The 21657-nt window shown below is 65.4% G+C and carries 18 protein-coding genes; 6 read left to right on the forward strand and 12 right to left on the reverse strand.

Features of this window, described 5'->3' with window-relative positions; all coding sequences use genetic code 11:
- Window positions 1-83: 83 nt before the first annotated feature.
- Both FHW94_RS05905 and FHW94_RS05910 read right to left on the reverse strand, forming a co-directional pair.
- The gene (locus tag FHW94_RS05905; RefSeq protein ID WP_168554765.1) at window positions 84-722 is read right to left on the reverse strand and encodes a CoA transferase subunit B; all 639 of its coding nucleotides are present in this window, start codon (window positions 720-722) and stop codon (window positions 84-86) included.
- Window positions 722-1432, reverse strand: a complete 711-nt coding sequence (locus FHW94_RS05910) for a CoA transferase subunit A (RefSeq protein WP_168554766.1) — start codon at window positions 1430-1432, stop codon at window positions 722-724. The genes FHW94_RS05905 and FHW94_RS05910 overlap by 1 nt, the downstream gene beginning before the upstream one ends.
- Before the next feature lie 106 nt (window positions 1433-1538).
- Here FHW94_RS05910 and FHW94_RS05915 point away from each other — a divergent pair, with 106 nt between their 5' ends.
- On the forward strand, window positions 1539-2408 hold the full coding sequence (locus tag FHW94_RS05915; RefSeq protein ID WP_168554767.1) for a LysR family transcriptional regulator: 870 nt from the start codon (window positions 1539-1541) through the stop codon (window positions 2406-2408).
- A 740-nt stretch (window positions 2409-3148) separates the two neighbouring features.
- On the opposite strand, the gene FHW94_RS05920 is transcribed toward FHW94_RS05915, so the two are convergent.
- From FHW94_RS05920 to FHW94_RS05935, 4 genes are read right to left on the reverse strand one after another with little or no spacing between them, the layout of a single operon-like run.
- Window positions 3149-3559, reverse strand: a complete 411-nt coding sequence (locus FHW94_RS05920) for a type II toxin-antitoxin system death-on-curing family toxin (protein WP_168554768.1) — start codon at window positions 3557-3559, stop codon at window positions 3149-3151.
- Window position 3560: 1 nt separating this feature from the next.
- The gene (locus FHW94_RS05925; RefSeq protein WP_168555500.1) at window positions 3561-3788 is read right to left on the reverse strand and encodes an AbrB/MazE/SpoVT family DNA-binding domain-containing protein; all 228 of its coding nucleotides are present in this window, start codon (window positions 3786-3788) and stop codon (window positions 3561-3563) included.
- A 45-nt stretch (window positions 3789-3833) separates the two neighbouring features.
- Window positions 3834-5315: an exopolyphosphatase gene (locus tag FHW94_RS05930; protein WP_168554769.1), complete on the reverse strand. Its 1482-nt coding sequence runs from the start codon at window positions 5313-5315 to the stop codon at window positions 3834-3836.
- A gap of 8 nt (window positions 5316-5323) precedes the next feature.
- Window positions 5324-7480, reverse strand: coding sequence for an RNA degradosome polyphosphate kinase (locus tag FHW94_RS05935; RefSeq protein WP_179506453.1), 2157 nt, complete (start codon window positions 7478-7480; stop codon window positions 5324-5326).
- Between the two features lie 570 nt (window positions 7481-8050).
- On the opposite strand from FHW94_RS05935, the gene FHW94_RS05940 reads away from it, so the two are divergent.
- Together FHW94_RS05940 and FHW94_RS05945 are read left to right on the forward strand one after the other, a co-directional pair.
- Complete coding sequence (locus tag FHW94_RS05940) at window positions 8051-8239, forward strand: YezD family protein (protein ID WP_168554771.1); 189 nt, start codon at window positions 8051-8053, stop codon at window positions 8237-8239.
- 143 nt (window positions 8240-8382) lie between these two features.
- On the forward strand, window positions 8383-10866 hold the full coding sequence (locus tag FHW94_RS05945; protein WP_168554772.1) for a TonB-dependent receptor: 2484 nt from the start codon (window positions 8383-8385) through the stop codon (window positions 10864-10866).
- Window positions 10867-11007: 141 nt separating this feature from the next.
- Here FHW94_RS05945 and FHW94_RS05950 read toward each other — a convergent pair whose 3' ends face one another.
- Entirely contained in the window at window positions 11008-11841 is an 834-nt protein-coding gene (locus FHW94_RS05950) for an AIM24 family protein (RefSeq protein ID WP_168554773.1), read from the reverse strand.
- 221 nt (window positions 11842-12062) lie between these two features.
- Between FHW94_RS05950 and FHW94_RS05955 the strand changes: the two genes are divergently transcribed.
- The gene (locus FHW94_RS05955; protein WP_168554774.1) at window positions 12063-13352 is read left to right on the forward strand and encodes a cytochrome b/b6 domain-containing protein; all 1290 of its coding nucleotides are present in this window, start codon (window positions 12063-12065) and stop codon (window positions 13350-13352) included.
- A 61-nt stretch (window positions 13353-13413) separates the two neighbouring features.
- Here the strand turns inward: FHW94_RS05955 and FHW94_RS05960 are convergent, their stop codons facing one another.
- From FHW94_RS05960 to FHW94_RS05980, 5 genes are all read right to left on the reverse strand, one after another.
- Window positions 13414-14145 carry a TetR/AcrR family transcriptional regulator gene (locus FHW94_RS05960; protein ID WP_210425459.1) on the reverse strand — a complete coding sequence of 244 codons (732 nt, stop codon included), beginning with the start codon at window positions 14143-14145 and terminating at the stop codon, window positions 13414-13416.
- A complete protein-coding gene (locus FHW94_RS05965; RefSeq protein WP_168554775.1) occupies window positions 14102-14371 on the reverse strand; it encodes a hypothetical protein in 270 nt (89 codons plus the stop codon). The genes FHW94_RS05960 and FHW94_RS05965 overlap by 44 nt, the downstream gene beginning before the upstream one ends.
- 122 nt (window positions 14372-14493) lie before the next feature.
- The gene (locus FHW94_RS05970) at window positions 14494-15963 is read right to left on the reverse strand and encodes an efflux transporter outer membrane subunit (protein ID WP_168554776.1); all 1470 of its coding nucleotides are present in this window, start codon (window positions 15961-15963) and stop codon (window positions 14494-14496) included.
- Window positions 15963-17576 carry an MDR family MFS transporter gene (locus FHW94_RS05975; protein ID WP_168554777.1) on the reverse strand — a complete coding sequence of 538 codons (1614 nt, stop codon included), beginning with the start codon at window positions 17574-17576 and terminating at the stop codon, window positions 15963-15965. Before FHW94_RS05975 ends, FHW94_RS05970 begins: the two co-directional genes overlap by 1 nt.
- Window positions 17576-18733 (reverse strand): HlyD family secretion protein, encoded by a 1158-nt coding sequence (locus tag FHW94_RS05980; RefSeq protein WP_168554778.1) that lies wholly within the window; start codon window positions 18731-18733, stop codon window positions 17576-17578. The genes FHW94_RS05975 and FHW94_RS05980 overlap by 1 nt, the downstream gene beginning before the upstream one ends.
- 515 nt (window positions 18734-19248) lie before the next feature.
- On the opposite strand from FHW94_RS05980, the gene ahpC reads away from it, so the two are divergent.
- Together ahpC and ahpF are read left to right on the forward strand one after the other, a co-directional pair.
- Window positions 19249-19812 (forward strand): alkyl hydroperoxide reductase subunit C, encoded by a 564-nt coding sequence (gene ahpC, locus FHW94_RS05985; protein ID WP_168554779.1) that lies wholly within the window; start codon window positions 19249-19251, stop codon window positions 19810-19812.
- Window positions 19813-20015: 203 nt separating this feature from the next.
- On the forward strand, window positions 20016-21572 hold the full coding sequence (ahpF, locus tag FHW94_RS05990) for an alkyl hydroperoxide reductase subunit F (protein ID WP_168554780.1): 1557 nt from the start codon (window positions 20016-20018) through the stop codon (window positions 21570-21572).
- The last annotated feature ends 85 nt before the right edge of the window (window positions 21573-21657 follow it).

Here is a 21657-nt window from a genome sequence, read left to right on the forward strand (position 1 = left end):
ATTTTCATGTTCGGCCAAGGGCCGATGGACATTCAATCCTAGCGGCGTCGCCGCCCGCATGAACGGGCGGCGCGCGCATGCGGTCAGGCGGTCACGTAATGGGCCGTGGTCTTGGCCGCCACGTCCTCGGCGGTCACGCCCGGCGCCAGTTCCACCAGATGGAACGGGCTGTCGTGGTCGGGCCGCTGGAACACGGCAAGGTCGGTGATTACCATGTCCACCACGTTCTTGCCGGTCAGCGGCAGGGTGCATTCGGGAATGAACTTGGAACTGCCGTCCTTGGCGCAATGCTCCATCACCACGATGATGCGCTTCACGCCGGCCACGAGGTCCATGGCGCCACCCATGCCTTTGATCATCTTGCCTGGCACCATCCAGTTGGCGATGTCGCCGTCTTGCGAGACTTCCATCGCGCCCAGCACGGTGAGGTCGATGTGCCCGCCGCGGATCATGGCAAAGCTTTGCGCACTGTCGAAATAGGCGGTCTGCGGCAATTGGCTGATCGTCTGCTTGCCGGCGTTGATCAGGTCGGCGTCCACTTCGTCGTCAAAGGGGAAGGGGCCGATGCCCAGCATCCCGTTTTCCGATTGCAGCGTCACTTCCATGCCGGCGGGAATGTGATTGGCCACCAGCGTGGGAATGCCGATGCCCAGGTTCACATAGAAACCGTCTTGCAGTTCGCGCGCCGCGCGGGCGGCCATTTCATCACGAGTCCAGGGCATCAGGCGTTCTCCCGCGCACGGGTGGTGCGGAATTCGATCTTCTTGTCATAAGGCGCGCCCAGCACCAGCCGCTGGACATAGACGCCGGGCAGGTGGATGCCATCGGGATCGAGGCTGCCGGTCGGCACGATCTCTTCCACTTCCACCACGCAGACTTTGCCGCAGGTCGCGGCCGGCACGTTGAAATTGCGCGCGGTCTTGCGGAACACCACGTTGCCGCTCTCGTCGGCCTTCCATGCCTTCACCAGTGCCAGGTCGGCAAAGATCCCGCGTTCCAGGATATAGTCCTGCCCGTCGAAGGTCTTCACTTCCTTGCCTTCCGCCACCAGCGTGCCCACGCCCGTCTTGGTGTAGAAGCCGGGAATGCCAGCACCCCCGGCGCGCATGCGCTCGGCCAGCGTGCCCTGGGGACAGAATTCCACTTCCAGCTCGCCCGAAAGGTACTGGCGCTCGAATTCCTTGTTCTCGCCCACATAGGACGAGATCATCTTCTTCACCTGGCGCGTGCGCAGCAGCTTGCCGATGCCCTCGTTGTCGATCCCCGCGTTGTTGCTGGCAAAGGTCAGCCCCGTCACGCCGGATTCGCGCACCGCATCGATCAGCCGCTCAGGAATGCCGCAAAGGCCAAAGCCCCCGCAGGCGATCAGCAGGTCATCGCGCAGCAGCCCGTCCAGCGCGGCTGTGGCAGAGGGATAGATCTTGTTGGCCATCGGCACCTCTCCATTGATCGGAAGGGAATAGCCAAAACGATCCATCGAAACCAGCGATACGTTCTTATCTTTTATGATAAGAGGCGGATATGTTACATTGGCGTCCATGAAGCGCTTGGCCATCTATCATCTAGAAACCCTGCTGTGGATTGCCCGCCTGGGCACGTTCCGCGCCGCGGCCGAGCGGCTCAACACCACGCAGCCCGCCATTTCCGCCCGCGTGAAAGAGATCGAGGAGCAACTGGGCGTGGACCTGTTCCGCCGCGAAGGGCGCAACATGGTGCTCACCGCGCGGGGGCGGGCCTTGGTCGCCGATTTCGAGCCGCTCTGGGCCGGCTTCGAACGCGCGCTGTTCAAGGCGAGCGACTTTGCCGGCGCCACCGGCATCGTGCGCCTGGGCACCGGAGAAATCGCCGCCGCTTCTTGCCTTGCCACGTTCGTCGCGGCGGTGGAGCGGGACTTGCCCGGCGTCACCCTGGAAATCGAGGTGGACCTTACCGCCCGCATGCTCCAGCAATTGCTCGCCGGCACCAGCGACATGGTGTTCCTCGCCGGCCCGGTCGCCAGCCCCGGCGTACGCACCACCAGCTTGGGCAGCGTCGGCCTCGTCTGGGCCGCCAGCCAGGCCACTGCGCAGGCAGGCGGCTTCAAGCAACCGCTGCCCGTCTGGTCGATCCCTGAACACTCCCCCATCCACGGGATCATGCGCGAGTCCCTGGCCCAACACGGCATCACGCCCCCGGTCATCCGCACCTGCAACAACGTGCGCGCCCTGGTCGAAATCATCCGCGAAGGCACCGGTGCCGCGCTGCTTCCCGAAACGATGGTGCGCGGCGAGTTGGCGAGCGGAGCGCTGGTCTCGGTGCTGCCGGCGCCGAAGCGCCAGTTGCGCTTTGAGGCGGCGATTAGGAGTGCGGAGCGCGATCCACTGATTCTGGAACTGTTCCGCCGGGTCGGTGGGTTGCGGATCGACTAGCGCCCAACATTCCCTCCCCCAGCCCCTCCCGCAAGCGGGAGGGGAGCCGAAAAGAACAACCCAAAATTCCCCTCCCGCCTGCGGGAGGGGTTAGGGGAGGGCATGTGCGCAGCGCGCGAGGGAAGGTCCGGCAACGGCACAAAAAAATGGCCGACCTCCCACCTATGGGGCATGGTAATTAAGTATGCTGTCCCCGGAATTCGGGTTGGGTTGAGACCGGGAGCATTACTTCGCCGCTTTAGAACCCCAGATTCCACCGAGACGCTTTGGAAGAAAGAATTTCGGGACAAAATACCACCATATTGTCCATAACATGCAATCAATAATGGAAGGAGAGTAGAAAATATTCACCAATATGGGATTGTCTGCGAATCGCAGGTAATCGCCAATAATTTCTGCTGGAATGCTTTAAAATAAAATGATCGGAAAATCGCCGATCAAGAATGGCATGTAGAAAAGTTGTGCTTTAGCTTCCTGAGTAACGCCGTCATTTAACAAGATTATTGAAAATAAAATGGCATGAACAACAGCAAATATCATGCCGATCTTGCGACATATATATGAATGGCTCGTGCTCGTCATTCGCCACCGTATACCTATTTATGCCTGCCCTTAGCGCATCGGCTATTGCGTCGCCCATTCGCCATGGACATTAGAGAACGTAATGTCGCACTGTTTGCAGGTATCCCCTTCCCAGGTGCGAAAAATCCCGCATTTGGCGAGCCGCAATGCGCTCTCGATCATGCTCGCGACTCGGTATTGGCCGATAGCCGCTCCCGAAACCAATCCGCCAATTCCGCTTCATCCAGAGTCCCCGCCGCCAACGCCAGCATGGCACGGATAGCGTCTTCCGGCGCAAACACGATCCGCACATCATTCAGCGCGAGAAACAGGCGCGCCAGCACCCAAGCCGTGCGTTTGTTGCCATCGGTAAACGGGTGGTTGCGCGCCAGACCATAAGCATAGGCGGCTGCCAACTGGCAAAGGTCGGTTTCGCCATAGCTCCACTGGTTGCGCGCGCGGGCGAGGGCGGACTCCAAACCTGCTGCATCGCGCAGGCCCATGGGGCCACCATGTTCGGCCAGTTGGCGGTCATGGATCGCCAGGGCCAGTTCGGTTTCGATCCACACCGGCTCGGCGCTTTGGGCCATGTTATTTGGCCAGCACGCGCAGGATGTCCCTGTCCTCGCGCATGATCTGTTCGGCCAGCGCCATCTTGGCCTCGAACGAGGGATCGGTGGCGGTGATGCGGATGCCGTCCGGCGTTTCGGACACGTAGAGCGTGTCGCCCACCCCAGCGCGCAGCTTGGCCAGCAGTTCCTTGGGCAGGACGACACCGGCGGAATTGCCGATCTTGGTGATTTTCAGACTGGCGTTCATACGGACGTTATAACGCATAGGGGCGGCCCGTTCAAGTGGCCAGCGTCACCGCTCCCTGATCGCCCCCTTAAGCCCCAGATGCGCTGCGAGCGCCTTCAAATCCCGGCCCACGCTGTCGTTGATCAGCACGGCGTGGCGGTCTTCCACTTCCATCACCAGAGCGTCGCCTTCGCGGCGCAGGGTGCTGCCGTTGAGGGCGGAGGCAGCGCCGACGGTGAAGCGGCGGCACAGGCGGGCGGCAAGGCCCCAGGCCTGGGCCTGGCGCAGGGCGGCGGAGGAGGCGAGGAGGGGCAGGTCGGGCGGCAGGGTCAGCTTGCCGGTGTTGGCGATCATCGCGGCGGCGAGCATCGCGCGGTCGCGCGCGGTGGCGCCGATCCAGCGTTTGCGCAGGCCCCATTCGTGTGCCAGGTCGCCGCGCAAGTTGGGCTCCACCGTGGCCGAGGCCATGCACAGCATCGTGGCGGCCAGGCGCAGGCGCTCGCGCCGGTCCGGCCCGTCGGTGGGGGCAATGCCGGCGGTCCAGCCGGCCACCATGCTGGCGGAATTGGCGGCAATGCCGTGTTCCTGTGCAAAGGCAGAGGCGCCGGCCACCAGCGGGTCTTGCCCGCGCACCGATTGCGGCATGGCTTCCCACAGCACGCCTTCGCGCAGGCCCCAGGCGGAAAACACCAGCCGTTCGGGCTGAAGCCGGGTGATCAGCACGGCGAGCAGCGCGGCGGTATCGGGCAGGCTGGCGAGGCGCCCGCCGGAAACCCCGGCGATCGGCGCCACGGCGTCACCCTTGCGCCGTGCCATGGCCTTGGCCAGCTTGAGCGCCACCGCCGGATCGGCAACGTAGCCGTGCGGATCGTCGATCGGGAAGCGGGTTTCCACCATCACATGGCGGGCAAAGGCGCGCAGCGAGCCGCCCACCAGATAGAGCGTCTGCCCTGGCGTGGCTTTCCATTCCGCCTTGGCCAGCGCCTTGCGGATTTTCTGCCCGAACGCGCGCTGTCCTTCGGCGCGCAGGCCCGGCAGGCGCAGCGTGCCCAGCGGCAGGCTCACCCCATGGGTGCAGCGCTCGCCGTCCACGTCCACCAGTTCCAGGCTGCCGCCGCCCAGATCGCCCACCACGCCCTTGGCGCCGGGAAACGCGCCCATCACGCCATGCGCGCTGGTGATCGCTTCTTCCTCGCCGGTCAGCAGGCGCGGGGTCAGCCCCAGCTTGGCTATGGCATCGAGAAACGCCGCGCCATTGCCCGCGTCGCGGCTGGCGGCGGTGGCCACCACGTCAACCTGCGTCACGCCCTGCAGCGCCAGGATCGCCTTGAACCGGGCGAGCGAGGCGAGGGCGAGGGCCATGGCCTTGGGCGAAAGATTGCCGCTGTCGGCCACGCCCTTGCCCAGGCGTGCGGTCACTTTCTCGTTGTGCAGCACTTTGGGCGCGCGCAGCGGCTGGCCATAGATGACCAGGCGCACGGTGTTGGAGCCAATATCGATAATCGCGCGGGCTTGCGCGTCCTTGCCCCGGGACAGTCCGAATGCCATCGAACGTGTCAATCCACCGTCGCGCCGCCGCGCCGCAGCGCCAGCTTGGGCACGCGGCGCCCCTTGGTCAGGGCCGCGCCACGGCCCGAAAGCGAAGGGTTCGTCATGAAATAGCGGTGCACATTGAACGGTTTCTCGCCAGCGTCTGATCGGCACGAAACCCGCTGATAGTCGCCATCGGCGCTCAAAGTCCAGCTTTGCTCGGTATCGATCAGGTTCGCCAGCATCACCTGGTCCAGGATCTGGTCGTGCACGGTCTTGTTGCGGATCGGCACCAGCACTTCCACGCGCCGGTCCAGGTTGCGGCTCATCCCGTCGGCGGAGGAGATGAACACCCGCGCCCGCCGGTTGGGCAGGGCCGCGCCATTGCCGAAGGCCCAGATGCGGCTGTGTTCCAGGAACCGGCCGATGATCGATTTCACCGTGATCCGGTCAGACAGCCCCGGCACGCCCGGCCGCAGGCAGCAGATGCCGCGCACCACGAGGGCAATGTCCACGCCTTCCTGCGCGGCGGCATAGAGCCGGTCGATCAGGCGGCTGTCGGTCAGCGAATTGAGCTTGGCCCAGATGGCTGCCGGCCTGCCTGCGCGGGCAAAGCCGATCTCGCGTTCGATGCACTCATACAGCGTGCGGCGAAGGCCAATGGGCGAGATCGAAAGGAACTCGGTGTTCTTGGGCTCCACATAGCCGGTGATGAAATTGAACAACTGCCCGGCATCGCGCCCCGCCTTGGGATCGGCGGTGAAGAACGACAAGTCGGTATAGATGCGCGCCGTCACCGGGTGGTAATTGCCCGTGCCGAAGTGGCAATAGGTGCGATAGCCATCGCCCTCGCGCCGCACCACCATGGAAACCTTGGCGTGGGTTTTCCAATCGACGAAGCCATAGATCACCTGGACGCCGGCGCGTTCCAGCTGGCTGGCCCAGTGCAGGTTCTGCTCTTCGTCGAACCGCGCTTTCAGTTCCACCACGGCGGTGACGGACTTGCCCTCTTCGGCCGCGGCGATCAGCGCGGCGATTACTGCCGATTGCTTGCCGGCGCGATAGAGCGTCTGCTTGATCGCCACCACGTCAGGGTCGCTCGCCGCCTGGCGCAGGAAATCGACCACCACGTCGAAGCTCTCGAACGGGTGGTGGATTACCAGGTCCTTTTCGCGGATCGCGGCAAAGCAATCGCCGTCGTGCTCCAGCACGCGTTCGGGATAGCGCGGGTTATACGGCTCGAATTTCAATTCCGGGCGCGGCATGTCGACGATCTGCGAAAGGCCGTTCATCGCCAGCAGACCCGGCGATTTGACCACCAGGGCATAGTCGAGCCGCAGCTTGTCGCGCAGCAATTGCTCGGCCGCAGGATCAAAGTCCTCCTGCAGTTGCAGCATGATCACTTTGCCACGCCGGCGCCGCTGGATGGCGGTGCGGAAATAGCGGACCAGGTCTTCGGCGTCTTCCTCGATTTCCATGTCGCTGTCGCGCAGCACGCGGAACGTGCCCGAACCCTGGATGCGGAAGCCGGGAAACACCGTGGCGGCGTTGCGGCGCACCAGTTCCTCGATGCTGATCCAGCCGCCGTCATCGGGCAGCCGCACGAAGCGCGGCAGGGCCGGCGGGATCAGGATCATCTCGGTCACGGGGTCGTTGTCGGCCACCCGCACCATCGAGAACAGGATGCCCGTGCCCTGGTTGGCAATGAACGGGAAGGGGTGCGCCGGGTCGATCGCCTGGGGGGTGAGCACCGGCATCACATGTTCGCGGAAATAGCGTGCCAGCCATTCCGCCTCGCCGCGCGGCAGGGGCTTGTCGCCCACCAGGTGAATGCCGTTTTCGGCGAGCAGGCTCGACAACTCGCCCAGCACCACGTGCTGCGCGCTCACCAGGTCTTCCACCGCGCCGTGGATGTTCTGCAACTGCTGCGCGGGCGTGAACCCGTCGATCGAAACCTCGTCGATGCCGCGCCGCACCTGGCCGGCCAGGCCCGCCACGCGCACCATCATGAATTCGTCCAGGTTGCTGCCCGAAATCGACAGGAACCGCATCCGCTCCAACAGCGGATAGTTGGTGTTCTGCGCTTCGGCCAGGACCCGGCGGTTGAACATCAGCCAACTGAGTTCGCGGTTGAAATAGCGCATGGGCGGGGGGCCTTCGGCCAGTGGCGAGAGCGCCTGCATCGGCAGTGCGCCGATCGGCACTGCGCTTGATTCTGCCACGATTGCTGTCCTGCTTGCTGGTGTTGCGGTGCCGCGCGCCATCGTTCCGCTTTGCTACTCTTGTATGACTATCCGCACCCTAGCACCGGGCGGGGGCGCCATGGCAAGCCCAAAGCGCCGCTGTCAGGAAAGGTTCGCGGCCGGCTGAATGCCCCGCGTTAATCTCTACTCGTTTTGTCGAGAATCGCGCGCGTTTCAGCGCCTGGGTTCTCGCCAGCGGGCACAGTGACGCTAGATTGCAGCCTGGCCCTGGTGAGTCGTGTTCCACGTCGCGCATTCCCGGCCGATCCGCAGCGGGCTGGCCGCGCATGCCCAAGCCCGCTGCGGACTCTTTCCAATATCGTTTTTCGGCAATGGCTTGGCCTCTGTGGTGGGATTCCGGCGGGCGCGCGCGGCGCCGTTCATCGCAGGGAAAGTTTCGCTTTCTGGCCCGCAACAACTCGTTTAATGTCTATCTGAAAAGTTGAGTATAAGAAGGGCTCGTCCGGGACACAGACGCCCGGTCATCCACGAGTTTTGAAGAGAGAGCCGATGTCCACCACGCCCGCCCACGATCCGGCCAGCCACGATCCGGAAAGCGCGCGCCTGATCGAGCAGTCGCTCGACAGCGTGCGCGAGGCGCTGGCCGGGCTGCGCTATGGCCATGTCGGCCTCACCGTTCACGAAGGCCGCGTCGTGCAGATCGACGTGACCGAAAAGCGTCGCTTCAAGAACAACTGACCATACCGCTTCACGCCTGATCCATGGCGGCACCACGGCTCTGGGGAGGGCCGCCGGCCATGGCAATACCACAAAAAACCATGCCGGCCGCCGCCACGGAACCCCTCCGCGCGCGTGGCAAGGCATGTCGAAAGGGACTGACCATGCTTGTTCGCGCCAATCTCGCCGCGTCGGTGGCCTCTGCCGGCCTCGCGCTCGCCCTGGCCGCTCCGGCCCACGCCGCTGCCGATGCACCGGCTGCCGAAGCCGCCTCCACCGCTGACGCAGCGACGCAGCCGGTTGATGACAGCATCGTCGTCACCGCCCGCCGTCGCGCCGAAACGGTGCAGACCGTGCCGCTGGCCGTCACCGTGGTGGGCGGCGCGCATATCGAGAACACCGGCGCGTTCAACGTGGGGCGCCTCACGCAACTCACGCCCACGCTGCAGTTCTATTCGTCCAACCCGCGCAACACCTCGGTCAACATCCGTGGCCTGGGCGCCCCGCTCGGCCTCACCAACGACGGCATCGAGCAGGGCGTGGGCATCTACATCGACGACGTGTTCTATGCCCGCGCGGCATCGTCCACGTTCGACTTCCTCGATGTCAGCCGCATCGAAGTGCTGCGTGGGCCGCAGGGCACCCTGTTCGGCAAGAACACCACCGCCGGCGCGCTCAACATCACCACCCGCGCGCCCACGTTCGATCCCGAAGCCCGGCTTGAAGCATCGGCCGGCAACCTCGGCTTCGTGCAGTTGAAGGGCGCGGTCTCGGGCCCGCTGTCCGATACCCTGGCCGTGCGCCTGGCCGGTTCGTTCACCCAGCGCGACGGTACGGTCTACAACGTCGCCCAGCGCCAGTGGATCAATTCGCAAGACAACAAGGGCGCGCGCCTGCAATTCCTGTGGCGTCCCACCGGCGGCGTGGAAGTCACGCTGTCGGGTGACTACAACAAGCAGAACCCCAATTGCTGCGCCTTGATCTATGTGCGCACCGGCGCGACGCAGCGTCCGCTGACCCGGCAATACGCGGCCCTGGCCGCCGCGCAGAACTATGCCGTGCCCAGCACCAACCCGTTCGACCGGGTGACCGACGAAGACGTGCTGCTGCGCGCCAAGAACGAAGTTGGCGGCGTGTCGCTGCGCGCCAAGATCGATACCGGCATCGGCACGGTCACTTCGATCACCGCGTGGCGCTATTGGGATTGGGACCCGTCGAACGACCGCGACTATCTCGGCCTGCCGATCACCACCAAGTCCAACAACCCCTCGCACCAGGACCAGTACACCCAGGAACTGCGCCTGACCGGCGAAACTGGCCGCTTCAACTACACGGTGGGCGCGTTCGGCTTCTATCAGAAGATCCACACCAGCGGCGTGCAGCAGCAAGGTCCGGCGGCCAGCAAGTTCCTGATCAACCCCACCAGCACCGCGCTCTATAACGATCCCAGCGTGCTCAACGGCCTGACTGCCACCAACGACATCACGCTCAAGAACACCAGCGCTGCGATTTACGGCAAGTTCGGCTACAAGTTGAGCGATACGTTCTCGATCCAGCCGGGCGTGCGCCTGAACTACGACAAGAAGGATGGCGTCTATTCCTCCGTCGTCACCGACGGCAACGGCAACCTCGTGGTCTTCGAAACCAACGCCGATGGCACCAGCGCCAACAGCAGCCGCGAACGCGCGCAGCTTGCCGTGCTCGCCCCGCAGTATTTCAAGGCCAATTTCAGCAACTGGAACGTTTCGGGCGACGTCACTCTGGCCTGGGACCCGACGCGCGACGTCCACGTCTACGGCACCTATGCGCGCAGCTTCAAGTCGGGCGGCATCAACCTCAACGGCGTGCCGGCCAACACCGACGGCACCCCGCTGCTGCAGTTCGCCACGATCAAGCCCGAGCGCGTCAACCACTTCGAACTGGGTGTGAAGACCCAGTTCTGGGGCCGCAAGGGCACGTTCAACGTGGCCGCCTTCCGCACCGATATCAACGACTACCAGGCCCAGGTATCGAACTACACGGTGGGCGCGCTGCGCGGCTATCTCGCCAACGCCGAAAAGGTCCGCACCCAGGGCGTCGAAGTCGATTTCGCGCTGCGTCCCAGCGAACGCTTCAGCGTCTATTCCAACGCGGCCTATACCGATGCCAAGTACGTGCGCTTCAAGAACGCGCCGTGCCCGCCCGAGCTTTCGGGCGGCACGCAGACGGTCGATGCCAACGGCAACTTGGTCGGCACGCCCGCGCCCGCCGGCACGCCCGGCATCAGCCCGCTCTCGTGCGACATTTCCGGCCAGGTCCTGCCCGGCGTTTCGAAGTGGTCTTTCTCCTACGGCGGTGAAGTCAACCTGCCGGTCCAGGCGTTCGGCGGGGAAGGGCAGGTCTACCTCGGCGTCGATGGCAACTACCGCTCGCGCTTCTCGTCCAACCCCACGCCCTCGGCCTATACCTGGGTCGAAGGGTACGCGCTCACCAATTTCCGCCTCGGCGTGCGCCGCGATGCGCGCTTCGATATCTATGGTTGGGTGCGCAACGCGTTCGACACGCACTATTTCGACCAGCTGGCGGTTGCCTCGGGCAACACCGGCCTGATCGTGGGCCAGGTGGGCGATCCGCGCACTTATGGCCTGACGGTGCGGACGCAGTTCTGAAACTGCGCTGGGCCCAGGGCTTCGACAAGCTCAGCCCGAACGGATGTTTTCTGGAATTTCCCAGCCAACGTCCGTTCGACCTGAGCGTGTCGAAGGGCCTGTCCTGAGCGTGTCGAAGGGGCCGCAAGCGCAACGCTGCGATCAGCGATTGCCGTCGATGAAATCGCCCAGCGGTCCCAGGATCGAACCTTCGCCCCGGTTGTTGCCGCCGCCCGGAATGGCTGCGGCCACCACCCGGCCGGCCAGGCGGGCAAAGGGCAGCGACTGGATCCAGACTTTGCCAGGGCCGGTCAGCCGCGCAAAGAACAGCCCTTCGCCGCCGAACAGCACGCTGCGCACGCCGCCCGCGCTCACCAGGTTGAATTCCACCGAAGGGGTATAGGCGGCCAGGCACCCGGTATCGACATGCAGTTGTTCGCCCGGTGCCAGCTCGCGTTCCACCAGCGTGCCACCCATCTGGACGAAAACCCAGCCATCGCCGTCCAGCCGCTGCATCACGAAGCCTTCGCCGCCAAACAGCCCGGTCATGATCCGCCGCTGAAACGCGATGCCGATCGAAACCCCGCGCGCCGCGGCCAGGAAGCTGTCCTTCTGGCAGATCAGCGTGCCGCCCAGTTCCGATAGCTTGAGCGGCAGGATCGTGCCCGGCACCGGCGCGGCAAAGGCCACCCGCGCCTTGCCCACGCCGCGGTGGGTGAACACGGTGGTAAACAGGCTGGCGCCGGTCACCAGGCGCTTTCCCGCACCCAGCAGCTTGCCCATGAAGCCGCCGCCGTCGTTTTCGCTGCCATCACCGAACACGGTGGTCATCTCGATCGAGGCGTCCTTCCAGACAAAGGCGCCGGCTTCCGCCACGGCGCTTTCGCCCGGATCGAGTTCGATCTCTACAAACTGCAAATCATTGCCGCGAATGGCAAAGTCCACGTCGTCGGCGATGCCGGTGCGGCGGCTGTGGCTCCAGGGGTTGCTGCTCATGAAAAATGCACTCTCCTTTCCGCGCCGGCAATCTGCCACGCCGCACGGGACGCGACCAGCCGGGTTCGGCGCAGCGACGATGGCCATCGATCGATGACATGCGATCGTTGCCGTGCTGCCAACGGCCCGTGCAGCGGCCCGCATCGGCACAGTAGGAAAAGCCCACCGTGCCTGATAAGAACCACGCTGGGTCACCCAAGGACGCAGGAGAATTCGGCCGCATGAACCAGACCTTTGCCACAGGCCTTTCGCCACGGCGCTATGCGCTCAGTGCGATCGTGCTTCATTGGACCATCGCGGCGCTGCTCCTGTTCCAGGTCTCGCTCGGCTGGCGGCTGGAAGACCTGCCCAAGGGCACCGCGCAATTCGCCGGTTATCAGTTCCACAAGTCGGTCGGCTTCCTGATCCTGGCGCTCAGCCTGGCCCGCCTTGGCGTGCGCCTGTTCGCGCGGCGGCCGGCCCCGGCCGAAGGCACCCCCGCGGTCAAGCTGCTGGTCAAGGTGGTGCACGTGTTGCTCTACGCGATCATGATCGTCGGGCCGCTGTCGGGCTGGATCATGGTGTCCACGTCCAAGATTCGCATGCAGACCATGGTGTTCGGCACGCTGCCGGTGCCAAATCTGCCGGTGGGGCAGGGCTGGCACGAAGGGGCGGAAACGATCCATGGTGCGCTTGGGCTGGTCACGATCACGCTGTTCCTGCTGCACGTGGCCGGTGCGCTGCGCCATCATTTCATGGGCGATGACCTGCTGGCGCGGATGATCCCGGCGGCCACGCGGCGGGGCTTGACCATTGGCGCCGTGGTCGCGCTGGCGGGGTCGGTCGGGGCCATGGCCCTGGCCAAGGTCTGGCCATTCGGCGCAAGCGCGCCGGCGCCAGCCGCGCCGGCTTCGGCCGAGCCGAGCGATGATCCTTCCGCCGAGGCGGCCGATCTGGCCAGTGCCGCCCCGCAAGAAGCCGCCAGCGCGGCCCCGGCGGCCGATGCCTCCGGTGCTGCCGCGGCGGCGCAGGGGGCCGTCGCCTGGCAACTGGCACCAGGCGGGCGGCTGGGTTTCCACGCGACGTATTCGGGTGACGCCATCAACGGCAGCTTTGGCCGCTGGGACGCGCGCATCCGCTTCTCGCCCGATGACCTTGCGCATTCCAGCCTGCGCGCCACGATCGACCTTGCCTCGGTCGCTTCGGGCGATGCCCAGCGCGACGATATGCTCAAGGGCGACAACTTCTTTGGTGCCGCCGCCCATCCGCAGGCGATCTACACCGCCTCGCGCTTCCGCGCTCAATCGCCGGGCCACTATGTGGCTGAAGGCACGCTGTCGCTGGGTGGCAAGATCCGTCCCGTGCCGCTTGCCTTCGTGCTCACCATCGATGGCGATCGTGCCAATGCGCGCGGCACGGCCACGCTGTCGCGCACGGCGTTTGGCGTGGGGACCGGTGAATGGGGTAGCACTGATACGCTGCTCGACAACGTGACGGTCGATTTCGCGCTCAAGGCCACGCGCCAGCCTTGAAATGCAGAACGGCACGCCCGGCGGGCGTGCCGTCAGCGAACCCGGCAATAGCGGGGCGCACTCAGCCTAGCGGGCCGCCCGGCGAGCCCTGCTGGCGCACCCCGGCAAAGAAATACCCGACATAGCGATCGGCCCAGCGCATGTGCTGGGCGCGGTCCTGCCCATTTTCCGAACTGGCCATCTTGAAGTGGCCCAGGATGCCTTCCAGCCAGAACCGGGCGGCGCTTTCGCAATCGCCGATCACGATGTCGCCGCGCTGCTGGGCCGCTTCAAAGTTGCTGCGGATGGTGTCCACGGCCGTGCGATAGACCATGGCGCGATAGCCGCCCTGGGGGCTGCCGGCGTCGGTATCGAGCCAGTCGATCAGCCGTTCCATCAGCTTGCCATCGGGCGAATGGAGCAATTCGAGCGTTTCCACCGCCCGCAGGCGAAAGGCATCGGCCAGGGGGGCGTTGCTGCCCATCGCGCTGATCGCCGCGCGCCGCTTGGCCATGCCATGGTGCACCAGCGCTTCCATCAGTTCGCGCTTGCCGGCAAAGCGGGCATAGATCGTGGCCTTGCCGATGTGCGCCCGGCGCGCCACGCGATCGAAGGTGAATGTGTCCAGCCCGGTGTCGAGCAGCACTTGCCAGCTGGCTTCCAGGATCTTGCCGTAAAGCTGCTCGGCTTCGGCCACCGAGGGGCGGCCACGTCGCACCGCCTGGCTGGCCGAGGTCCCGCTGCCGCCGCGCGTATCGGTGGCGGGGGCTTCAGTGCCGGGCGCTGGATCCGTCGTGGAACGTGATGCCGTCATCGTTCGGCCCCCCGTTCCCCGGCCCCATCGGCGTTTCGATCCGCGCACCGAACGTGAAGGATGCGCTGAATTCCGTTGGGCGCTGCTGGGGCAGGGCGGAAGCGCTGTCGCGCGCCGCGATCTGGCCAAACCGCGTGCCACATTCGCGATGGGCCGGACACGTCATCTCCAGCCCTTCCTGATAGGCCAGCCAGACGCGGCGGCCGATGCCCGAAAACCAATCCATCCTTCCCGACCCTCGATCCGAGTGGTTCGCGCCTTTGCGGCGCCTTGTCGAGAAAGACTGACATAAATTCGATTCGCCGCAAAGCGCTATAAACGGAACGCGAACGGTTCATTTCAGTGGTCCTACGCGGGAGCCTGCCAGCCAAGGCCGAGAGCCTTTTCCACCGCGATGAAATCGGTGGTCAATTCGGCGGCAGCGGCGGCGGCGGCCTGCTGCGCCTGAAGCTGCTGGCGTCGCGCGGTCAGCGCATCGGATTGGCCGACGGTGCCGGCATCGGCCCGCTGCTGTTGCAGGGCCTGCGCGCGCGTGGTCTGCACCTGCGTGTCCAGCGCCTTGCCATAGACCTGGCGCTGACTGCCAAAGCGCGTCAGCGCGCCTTCGGCATCCTGCAACGCGGTCAAGACCGTGTTGCGATACTTGGCTTCCGCTTCGGCATAGGCTTCGCGCTTGTTGGTCACCTGGGCCTTGTTGCGGCCGCCATCGAACAGGTTCCAGCGGATCTGCGGCAAGGCTAGGCCGATGATCTTGCCCGGATCAACCACGTCGCCGATGCTCGTGCCACCCAGGCCCAACAGGCCCATGAAGCTGATCTTGGGCAGGCCAGCGGCAATCTGCGCGCCGATATCGGCATTGGCGGCGGCCAGTTGGCGTTCGGCCATGCGGATGTCGGGCCGGTTGCGCAGCAGGCTTGCGGGATCGCCCACGGCAACGCTCGCCGGGGGCAGGGGCAGGGGCAGGGGGGCGGGCGAGGCCAGCGTGGCGTCGAGCGCGCCGGGTTCCTGGCCCGTCAACACCGCCAGCTGGTCGATCAGCACGGTGATGTCGGCGCGCGTCTTGGCGCGGTCGCCTTCGGTTTGGGCGGCCTGGCCGCGTGCCTGGGCCAGCGGCTGTTCGGGCGCGGTGCCGCGTTGCAGGCGCTGCTGTGCCAGATCGACCAGCTGGGCGTCGACGGCCGCCTGCTGGTCTTGCAGGGCAAGCACGGCCTGGCGGGCGCGCAACGAGACATAGGCACGCGCGATTTCCGCCGAAAGCGTGACGCGGGCATCGTCGGCGCTGGCCTGGGCGGCTTCGGCGCGGGCGCCGGCCGCAGTGATCTTGCTGCGGGTGCCGCCGAACAGGTCCAGTTCCCAGCTCGAATCGAAGCCCACGTTGTAGATCGTGGTGTCGGTCCGCCCGGTGTTGTCGCCGCCCAGGATATCGGCCGGCACATTGATATAGGGCACCGCGCCCGACACGTTGAGCGTGGGGACCAGCGCGGTCTTGTTGGCGGCAAGGCCGGCGCGCGCCTGGGCGATGCGGGCATTGGCCGCGGCGATGTTGGGCGAGCGGGCCAGGCCCTGCTCGATCAGGCCGCTCAGCACCGGATCATGGAGCGCATCCCACCAGCGTGCGGCCGGCGCGGCCGGCGTGGCACTGGCATCGCCGCGCAGAAACGCCGATCGCGCGGCAGCGCCCGGCGCTGCATCGGGAGCGCCCGTGTACTTGGGGCCAACCGTGGTGCAGCCGGCCAGGGCCAGCGAGGCCAGCAGCGTGGTGGCGACCAGAGTTGTGGCAGGCGGGCGGTGGGCCAATCGGCGGAAGGAAGTGTGCATCAGTGCATCGCCATCTTGTGATGGCCCTTGGGCAGGGGCCGGAGAAGGAAAACGAGCGGGAGGACGACGGCAATGCCGACCATCAGCGCGATGAATTCATCGGTATAGGCCATGACCATGGCCTGCTTGACCACGGTGCCGTCGATCGCGCGCAACGCGGCGCCAAGGCCTTCGGGCCCGCCGCCGAACTGCGCGGCCTGGCTGGAAACCCAGTCCTGCACCGTCGGGCTGTTGGCCGGCAGCGCCTCGTGGATCGTCCAGCGGTGGTATTCCTCGCGCCGCTCCTGCAGCGTGGCGAGCAGTGCCAGGGCGATCGAACCGCCCAGGTTGCGTGCCGCGTTGAACAGGCCCGACGCGTCACCCGCTTCATCGGGCTTCACGCTGGCGATCGCCGCCTGGTTGAGGAACAGCATCGACAGCGCCTGGCCCAGGCCGCGCATCAGCTGCGAGATCACGAAGTCCGATCCATCCGAATTGATCGTCAGCGTGGTATCGAGCCAGCACGAACCGGCCATGATCAGCATGCCTGTAAGCACGACGTAGCGCAGGTCGAACCGCGCGACCAGGATCGGGAACAGCGGCATCATCATGGCCGCGGGTATCCCCGAAAGGAACACGATCTGGCCCGATTGATAGGCATTGTAGCCGGCAATCGCGGCCAGGAACTGCGGGATTACATAAGCCGTGCCATAGAGCACCGAGCCGATCAGCAGGCCCAGCACGAACACCGCGGCAAACGCGCGGTTGCGCAGCAGCGCCAGCTTGATCACCGGTCGCTTGGCATAGAGCTGCCCTATCCCGATCAGGACGAAGCCGACCACGGTCACCCCGGTCAGCTTCCAGATCAGGTCAGACTGGAACCATTGCTCGCGGTTGCCTTCTTCCAGCACCACGGTCAGCCCGCCCAGGCCCATGGCCATGCCGACGATGCCCAGCCAATCGGCGCTGAACAGCTCGTCCAGCCGCATCTTGGCGTTGGTCAGGCCGATGACCAGGAACACCATCAGCAGGATGCAGATCGGGATGTTGATGAAGAAGGCATAGTGCCACGAGAAATTCTCGGTCAGCCAGCCACCCGCCAGCGGGCCGAGCACCGGCCCCAGGATCAGGGTGGAGCCGAACAGCGCCGTGCCCACCGGTTGCTGGTGGCGTGGCAGGCGCGTGGCGATGATCGTCATGCCGGTGGGGATCATCGCCCCGCCGGTAAAGCCCTGGCCCACGCGGCCGATGATCATCATCGTCAGCGTGGTGGAAAGGCCGCAGACGATCGAGAACCCGGTGAACAGCACCGAGGCGATCAGCAGGAAGCGCTTGAGCCCGAACACGCGTTCGAGCCAGGCGGTCAAGGGAATGATCACGATTTCGGCCACCAGATAGCTGGTGGCGATCCACGTGCCTTCGGTGGAAGACGCGCCGATTTCGCCCTGGATCGTGGGAAGGGCGGAATTGACGATCGAAATGTCGAGCGTGGCCATCAGCGCGCCGATGGCCCCGGCCACCACCGCCAGCCAGGCGGTGATGTCGGCATTGCCATTGGCCTGTCGGCCGGGCGTCTTGCCCGACGCGCTGCCGGCCCCGCCGCCGGCATCGGCGGGAAGGGTTGCGGCGGCCATTACTTGGCTCCCTGATCCTGCTCGGCGCGGATCGCCTTGATCGCGCCCTTGGCCGCCTTGGTATCGACCTTGACCGTCAGCGACAGGCCGGGGACCAGCACCTTGCGCGATTCCTCACCGGCATTGATGCGGATGCGCACGGGCACGCGCTGGACGATCTTGGTGAAGTTGCCGGTCGCGTTCTGCGGCGGGATCAACGAGAAGTTGGCGCCAGTACCCGGCGTGATCGATTCCACCACGCCATGGAAATCCACGTCGGGCAGGGCGTCGACATGCATCGTCACCGGCTGGCCCGGGCGCATCAGGCCGATCTGGGTTTCCTTGAAATTGGCTTCCACATAGATCGCCTGGGTAGGCACGATCGTGAGCAGGCGCTGGCCGGGCTGCACATATTGCCCCAGGCGCACCGCCGAAGAGCCGACCTTGCCGGCAATCGGGGCGACGATGCGGGTGGTGCCCACGTCATTGCGTGCGGCCGCTTGCGTCGCCTGGGCCGAGGTGATCTGCGCATCGGCCTGCTGCACCTGCGCCTTGATCGTGGCGATCTTGGCGGTGGCCGCCTCGACCATGGCCTGCTTGGCCCGCACGTCGGCAGCGGCCTTGTCGCGGGCGCTGGTCAGCTGGTCCAGCTGGGTGCGCGGTTCGGCGCCGCTCGCGGCCAGCGGGGCATAGCGTGCCGCTTCGCCGCTGTAATAGGCCAGGTCGCGCTGCGAGGCGGCGAGGGCGGCGCGGGCCTGGTTCAGGCTGGCCTGGGCTTCGGCAATGCCGGCGGCCGTTGCCTGCTGCGCTGCACGCGCCACATCCACCTGGGCCTGCGCCTGGTTCAGCTTGGTGCTGTAATCGGTGGGATCGATCTGCACCAGGAACGCGCCGGCATTGACCTGCTGGTTATCGGCCACACCGATCTGCCGGACATAGCCGGCCAGCTTGGAACTGACGGTCACGCCATCGGCCTTGACGTAGGCGTCGTCGGTCGACTGCACGTACTGGCCGTTGTTGCGGTAATCGATGAAGGCATAGATGCCGTAGACCAGGCCAACGGCCGCCACCCCGATGGCAATGCGGCCGATCAACTTCTTGCGTCCGCTGGGTGCCGGGGTCTCTTCGGCGGCAGGCTGGGCAGCGGACGTTTCGGCAGGGGTGTCGGAGGCGGGCATCGGGGGGCTTCCTGTCAGACGGCAAAAAATGGAACGAGACAGTTCAGTTCTATATCGGCGCAATTGGCGGGCGGCCAGTGGCGTTTCAAGTGCAAGTTTGGAAAATGCCTTTGCAGAAAACGCAATCAAGGTGGCGCCACGCCGGTAGGCGGGCTGGGCAGGCGGCGCGGCTGCCCGGGCGAACCGTGGCAAAACGCGAGGATTTGCGGGGGATCGCGCCGATGCGACCAGGCCGCGCCATGCCCGATCCGGGCTTGCGCCCCTGCAATTCGCAACCTCGCGATTGGTTCCCGCCGGTGAAGAGGGCAAATCCGGCCCTTTCGGGCAATCCGGCGATGGGGCTTGGCGCAGCGGGTCTTATCGAAAGGATCAATCAATCTAGGCAGAATTGATCATTGGTAATCCCGGCCTCCGGCGCCTAATTGCTGCCTTGCAACCGGGCCGTGGCGCCTTTGCCGCGCTGCGCCCGGGTTGCCTGACCGCTTTTCACGACCAACCATAAGGAAGTCGAACTCATGTCGATCGTCGGAACCAAGCTCAAGCCGTTCCAGGCCACTGCCTATGTTCAGGGCAAGTTTGTCGATGTCAGCGATGCTGACGTCCTGGGCAAGTGGGGCGTGTTCTTCTTCTACCCGGCCGACTTCACCTTCGTGTGCCCGACCGAGCTGGAAGACCTTGCCGACAGCTATGAAGAGCTCAAGGGCCTGGGCGTGGAAGTCTATTCGGTGTCGACCGACACCCACTTCAGCCACAAGGCCTGGCACGACAGCTCGCCGGCCATCGGCAAGATCAACTACTACATGCTGGGTGACCAGAACCACACCATCTCCAACAACTTCGGCATCCTGCGCGAAGGCGTTGGCCTGGCCGACCGCGGCACCTTCGTGGTCGATCCGGACGGCACCATCCAGCTGGTGGAAATCACCCCCGAGGGCGTGGGCCGCAACGCTGCCGAACTCGTGCGCAAGATCAAGGCTGCCAAGTACTGGCGCGAAAACCCCGGCCAGGTCTGCCCGGCCAAGTGGGAAGAAGGCGCCGAAACGCTGGCTCCCTCGATCGACCTCGTCGGCAAGATCTAAGCGTCTTCGTACAAGTTTTCCGGGGCGGCGCTGGCCGTCGCCCCGGCACTCTGGCGGCGGCGCCCCGGCATACAGCCTTTGAGCCATGCCCTTTTTACCCGCGCAAGCCGCTCTGATATTCTGTTAAATTCCGCCCCATCCCAGGCGTGAGGCCGTCCATGGCCCCACGCGGCACGCACCCTCCTGCCTGAGAGAGACAGACCATGCCCATTCTTGACGCCCCCACCACCGCCCAATTGAAGGGCCTGCTTGGCAACCTGCGCCGCCCGATCGAACTGGTCGCGAGCCTGGACGAAGGCGCCAAGTCTGCCGACACCCGCAGCCTGGTCGAAGAAATCGCCGCGCTGAGTGACAAGGTTTCGGTGCGCCTGGATGGGCAGGACGAACGCCGCCCCAGCTTTGCCATCCGCGCCGATGAGGGACGCGCCCAGGCCGTGTTCGCCGGGCTGCCGCTGGGCCATGAATTCACCTCGCTGATCCTGGCGCTGCTGCACGTGGGTGGCCATCCCCCCAAGGAAGAGGCCGAACTGCTTGATGCGGTGCGTGGCCTGGAAGGCCCGCTGCATTTCGAGACGTTCTTCTCGCTTTCGTGCCAGAACTGCCCGGATGTGGTGCAGGCGCTAAACATCATGGCCGCGCTCAACCCCGCGATCACCCACGTGGCGATCGATGGCGCGCTGTTCCAGGATGAAGTGGAGCGGCGCAAGGTCATGGCCGTGCCGACCGTCTACCTGAATGGCGAACAGTTTGGCCAGGGCCGCATGGATCTGGCGCAGATCGTGGCCAAGCTCGACACCGGATCGGTGGCGCGCGCGGCGGAAAAGATCGCTGCCAAGGACCCGTTCGACGTGCTCGTGGTGGGCGGTGGCCCGGCCGGCGCGGCCGCCGCGATCTATGCCGCGCGCAAGGGCATCCGCACCGGCGTGGTGGCCGAGCGTTTCGGCGGCCAGGTGCTCGACACCATGGGCATCGAGAACTTCATTTCCGTGCCGCACACCGAAGGGCCCAAGCTGGTTGCCCAGCTGGAGCAGCACGTGAAGGACTATGACGTCGATGTCATGAACGTGCAGCAGGCGGTGAAGCTCAAGCCGGCCAATGGCGACGGGCTGCACCACATCGAACTGGCCAGCGGCGCCAGCGTCAAGGCCAAGACCGTGATCCTGTCCACCGGCGCGCGCTGGCGCCAGATGGGCGTGCCCGGCGAAGACGAATATCGCAACAAGGGCGTGGCTTACTGCCCGCACTGCGATGGCCCGCTGTTCAAGGGCAAGCGCACGGCGGTGATCGGTGGCGGCAATTCCGGCGTGGAAGCGGCGATCGACCTGGCCGGCCTGGTGGCGCACGTGACGCTGATCGAGTTCGACAGCCAGTTGCGCGCCGACGCCGTGCTGCAGACCAAGCTGCGCAGCCTGCCCAATGTGACGGTGATCACCTCTGCCATGACCACCCAAGTGCTGGGCGATGGCGGCAAGGTGACTGGCCTTGTCTACAAGAACCGCGAAACCGGCGAAGAGCACACCGTAGAGCTGGAAGGCATCTTCGTGCAGATCGGCCTGGTGCCCAACACCGAATGGCTCAATGGCAGCATTGCCCTGACCAACCGCGGCGAGATCGAAGTGGATTCGCACAACGCCACCAGCCTGGACGGCGTGTTTGCCGCAGGCGATTGCACCACGGTGCCGTTCAAGCAGATCGTGATTGCCATGGGCGAAGGGTCCAAGGCTTCGCTTTCGGCGTTCGATTATCTGATCCGGCATTGATGGTGTGAGAGAGCCCCCTCCTCTTCAGGGGAGGGGGTTTGGGGGTGGTGGACACCTTGCGCGAGGCTCCGCACCACCCCCCGAC

This window comes from Novosphingobium sp. SG720 (assembly GCF_012275365.1).
GTDB classification, from domain to species: domain Bacteria; phylum Pseudomonadota; class Alphaproteobacteria; order Sphingomonadales; family Sphingomonadaceae; genus Novosphingobium; species Novosphingobium rhizosphaerae.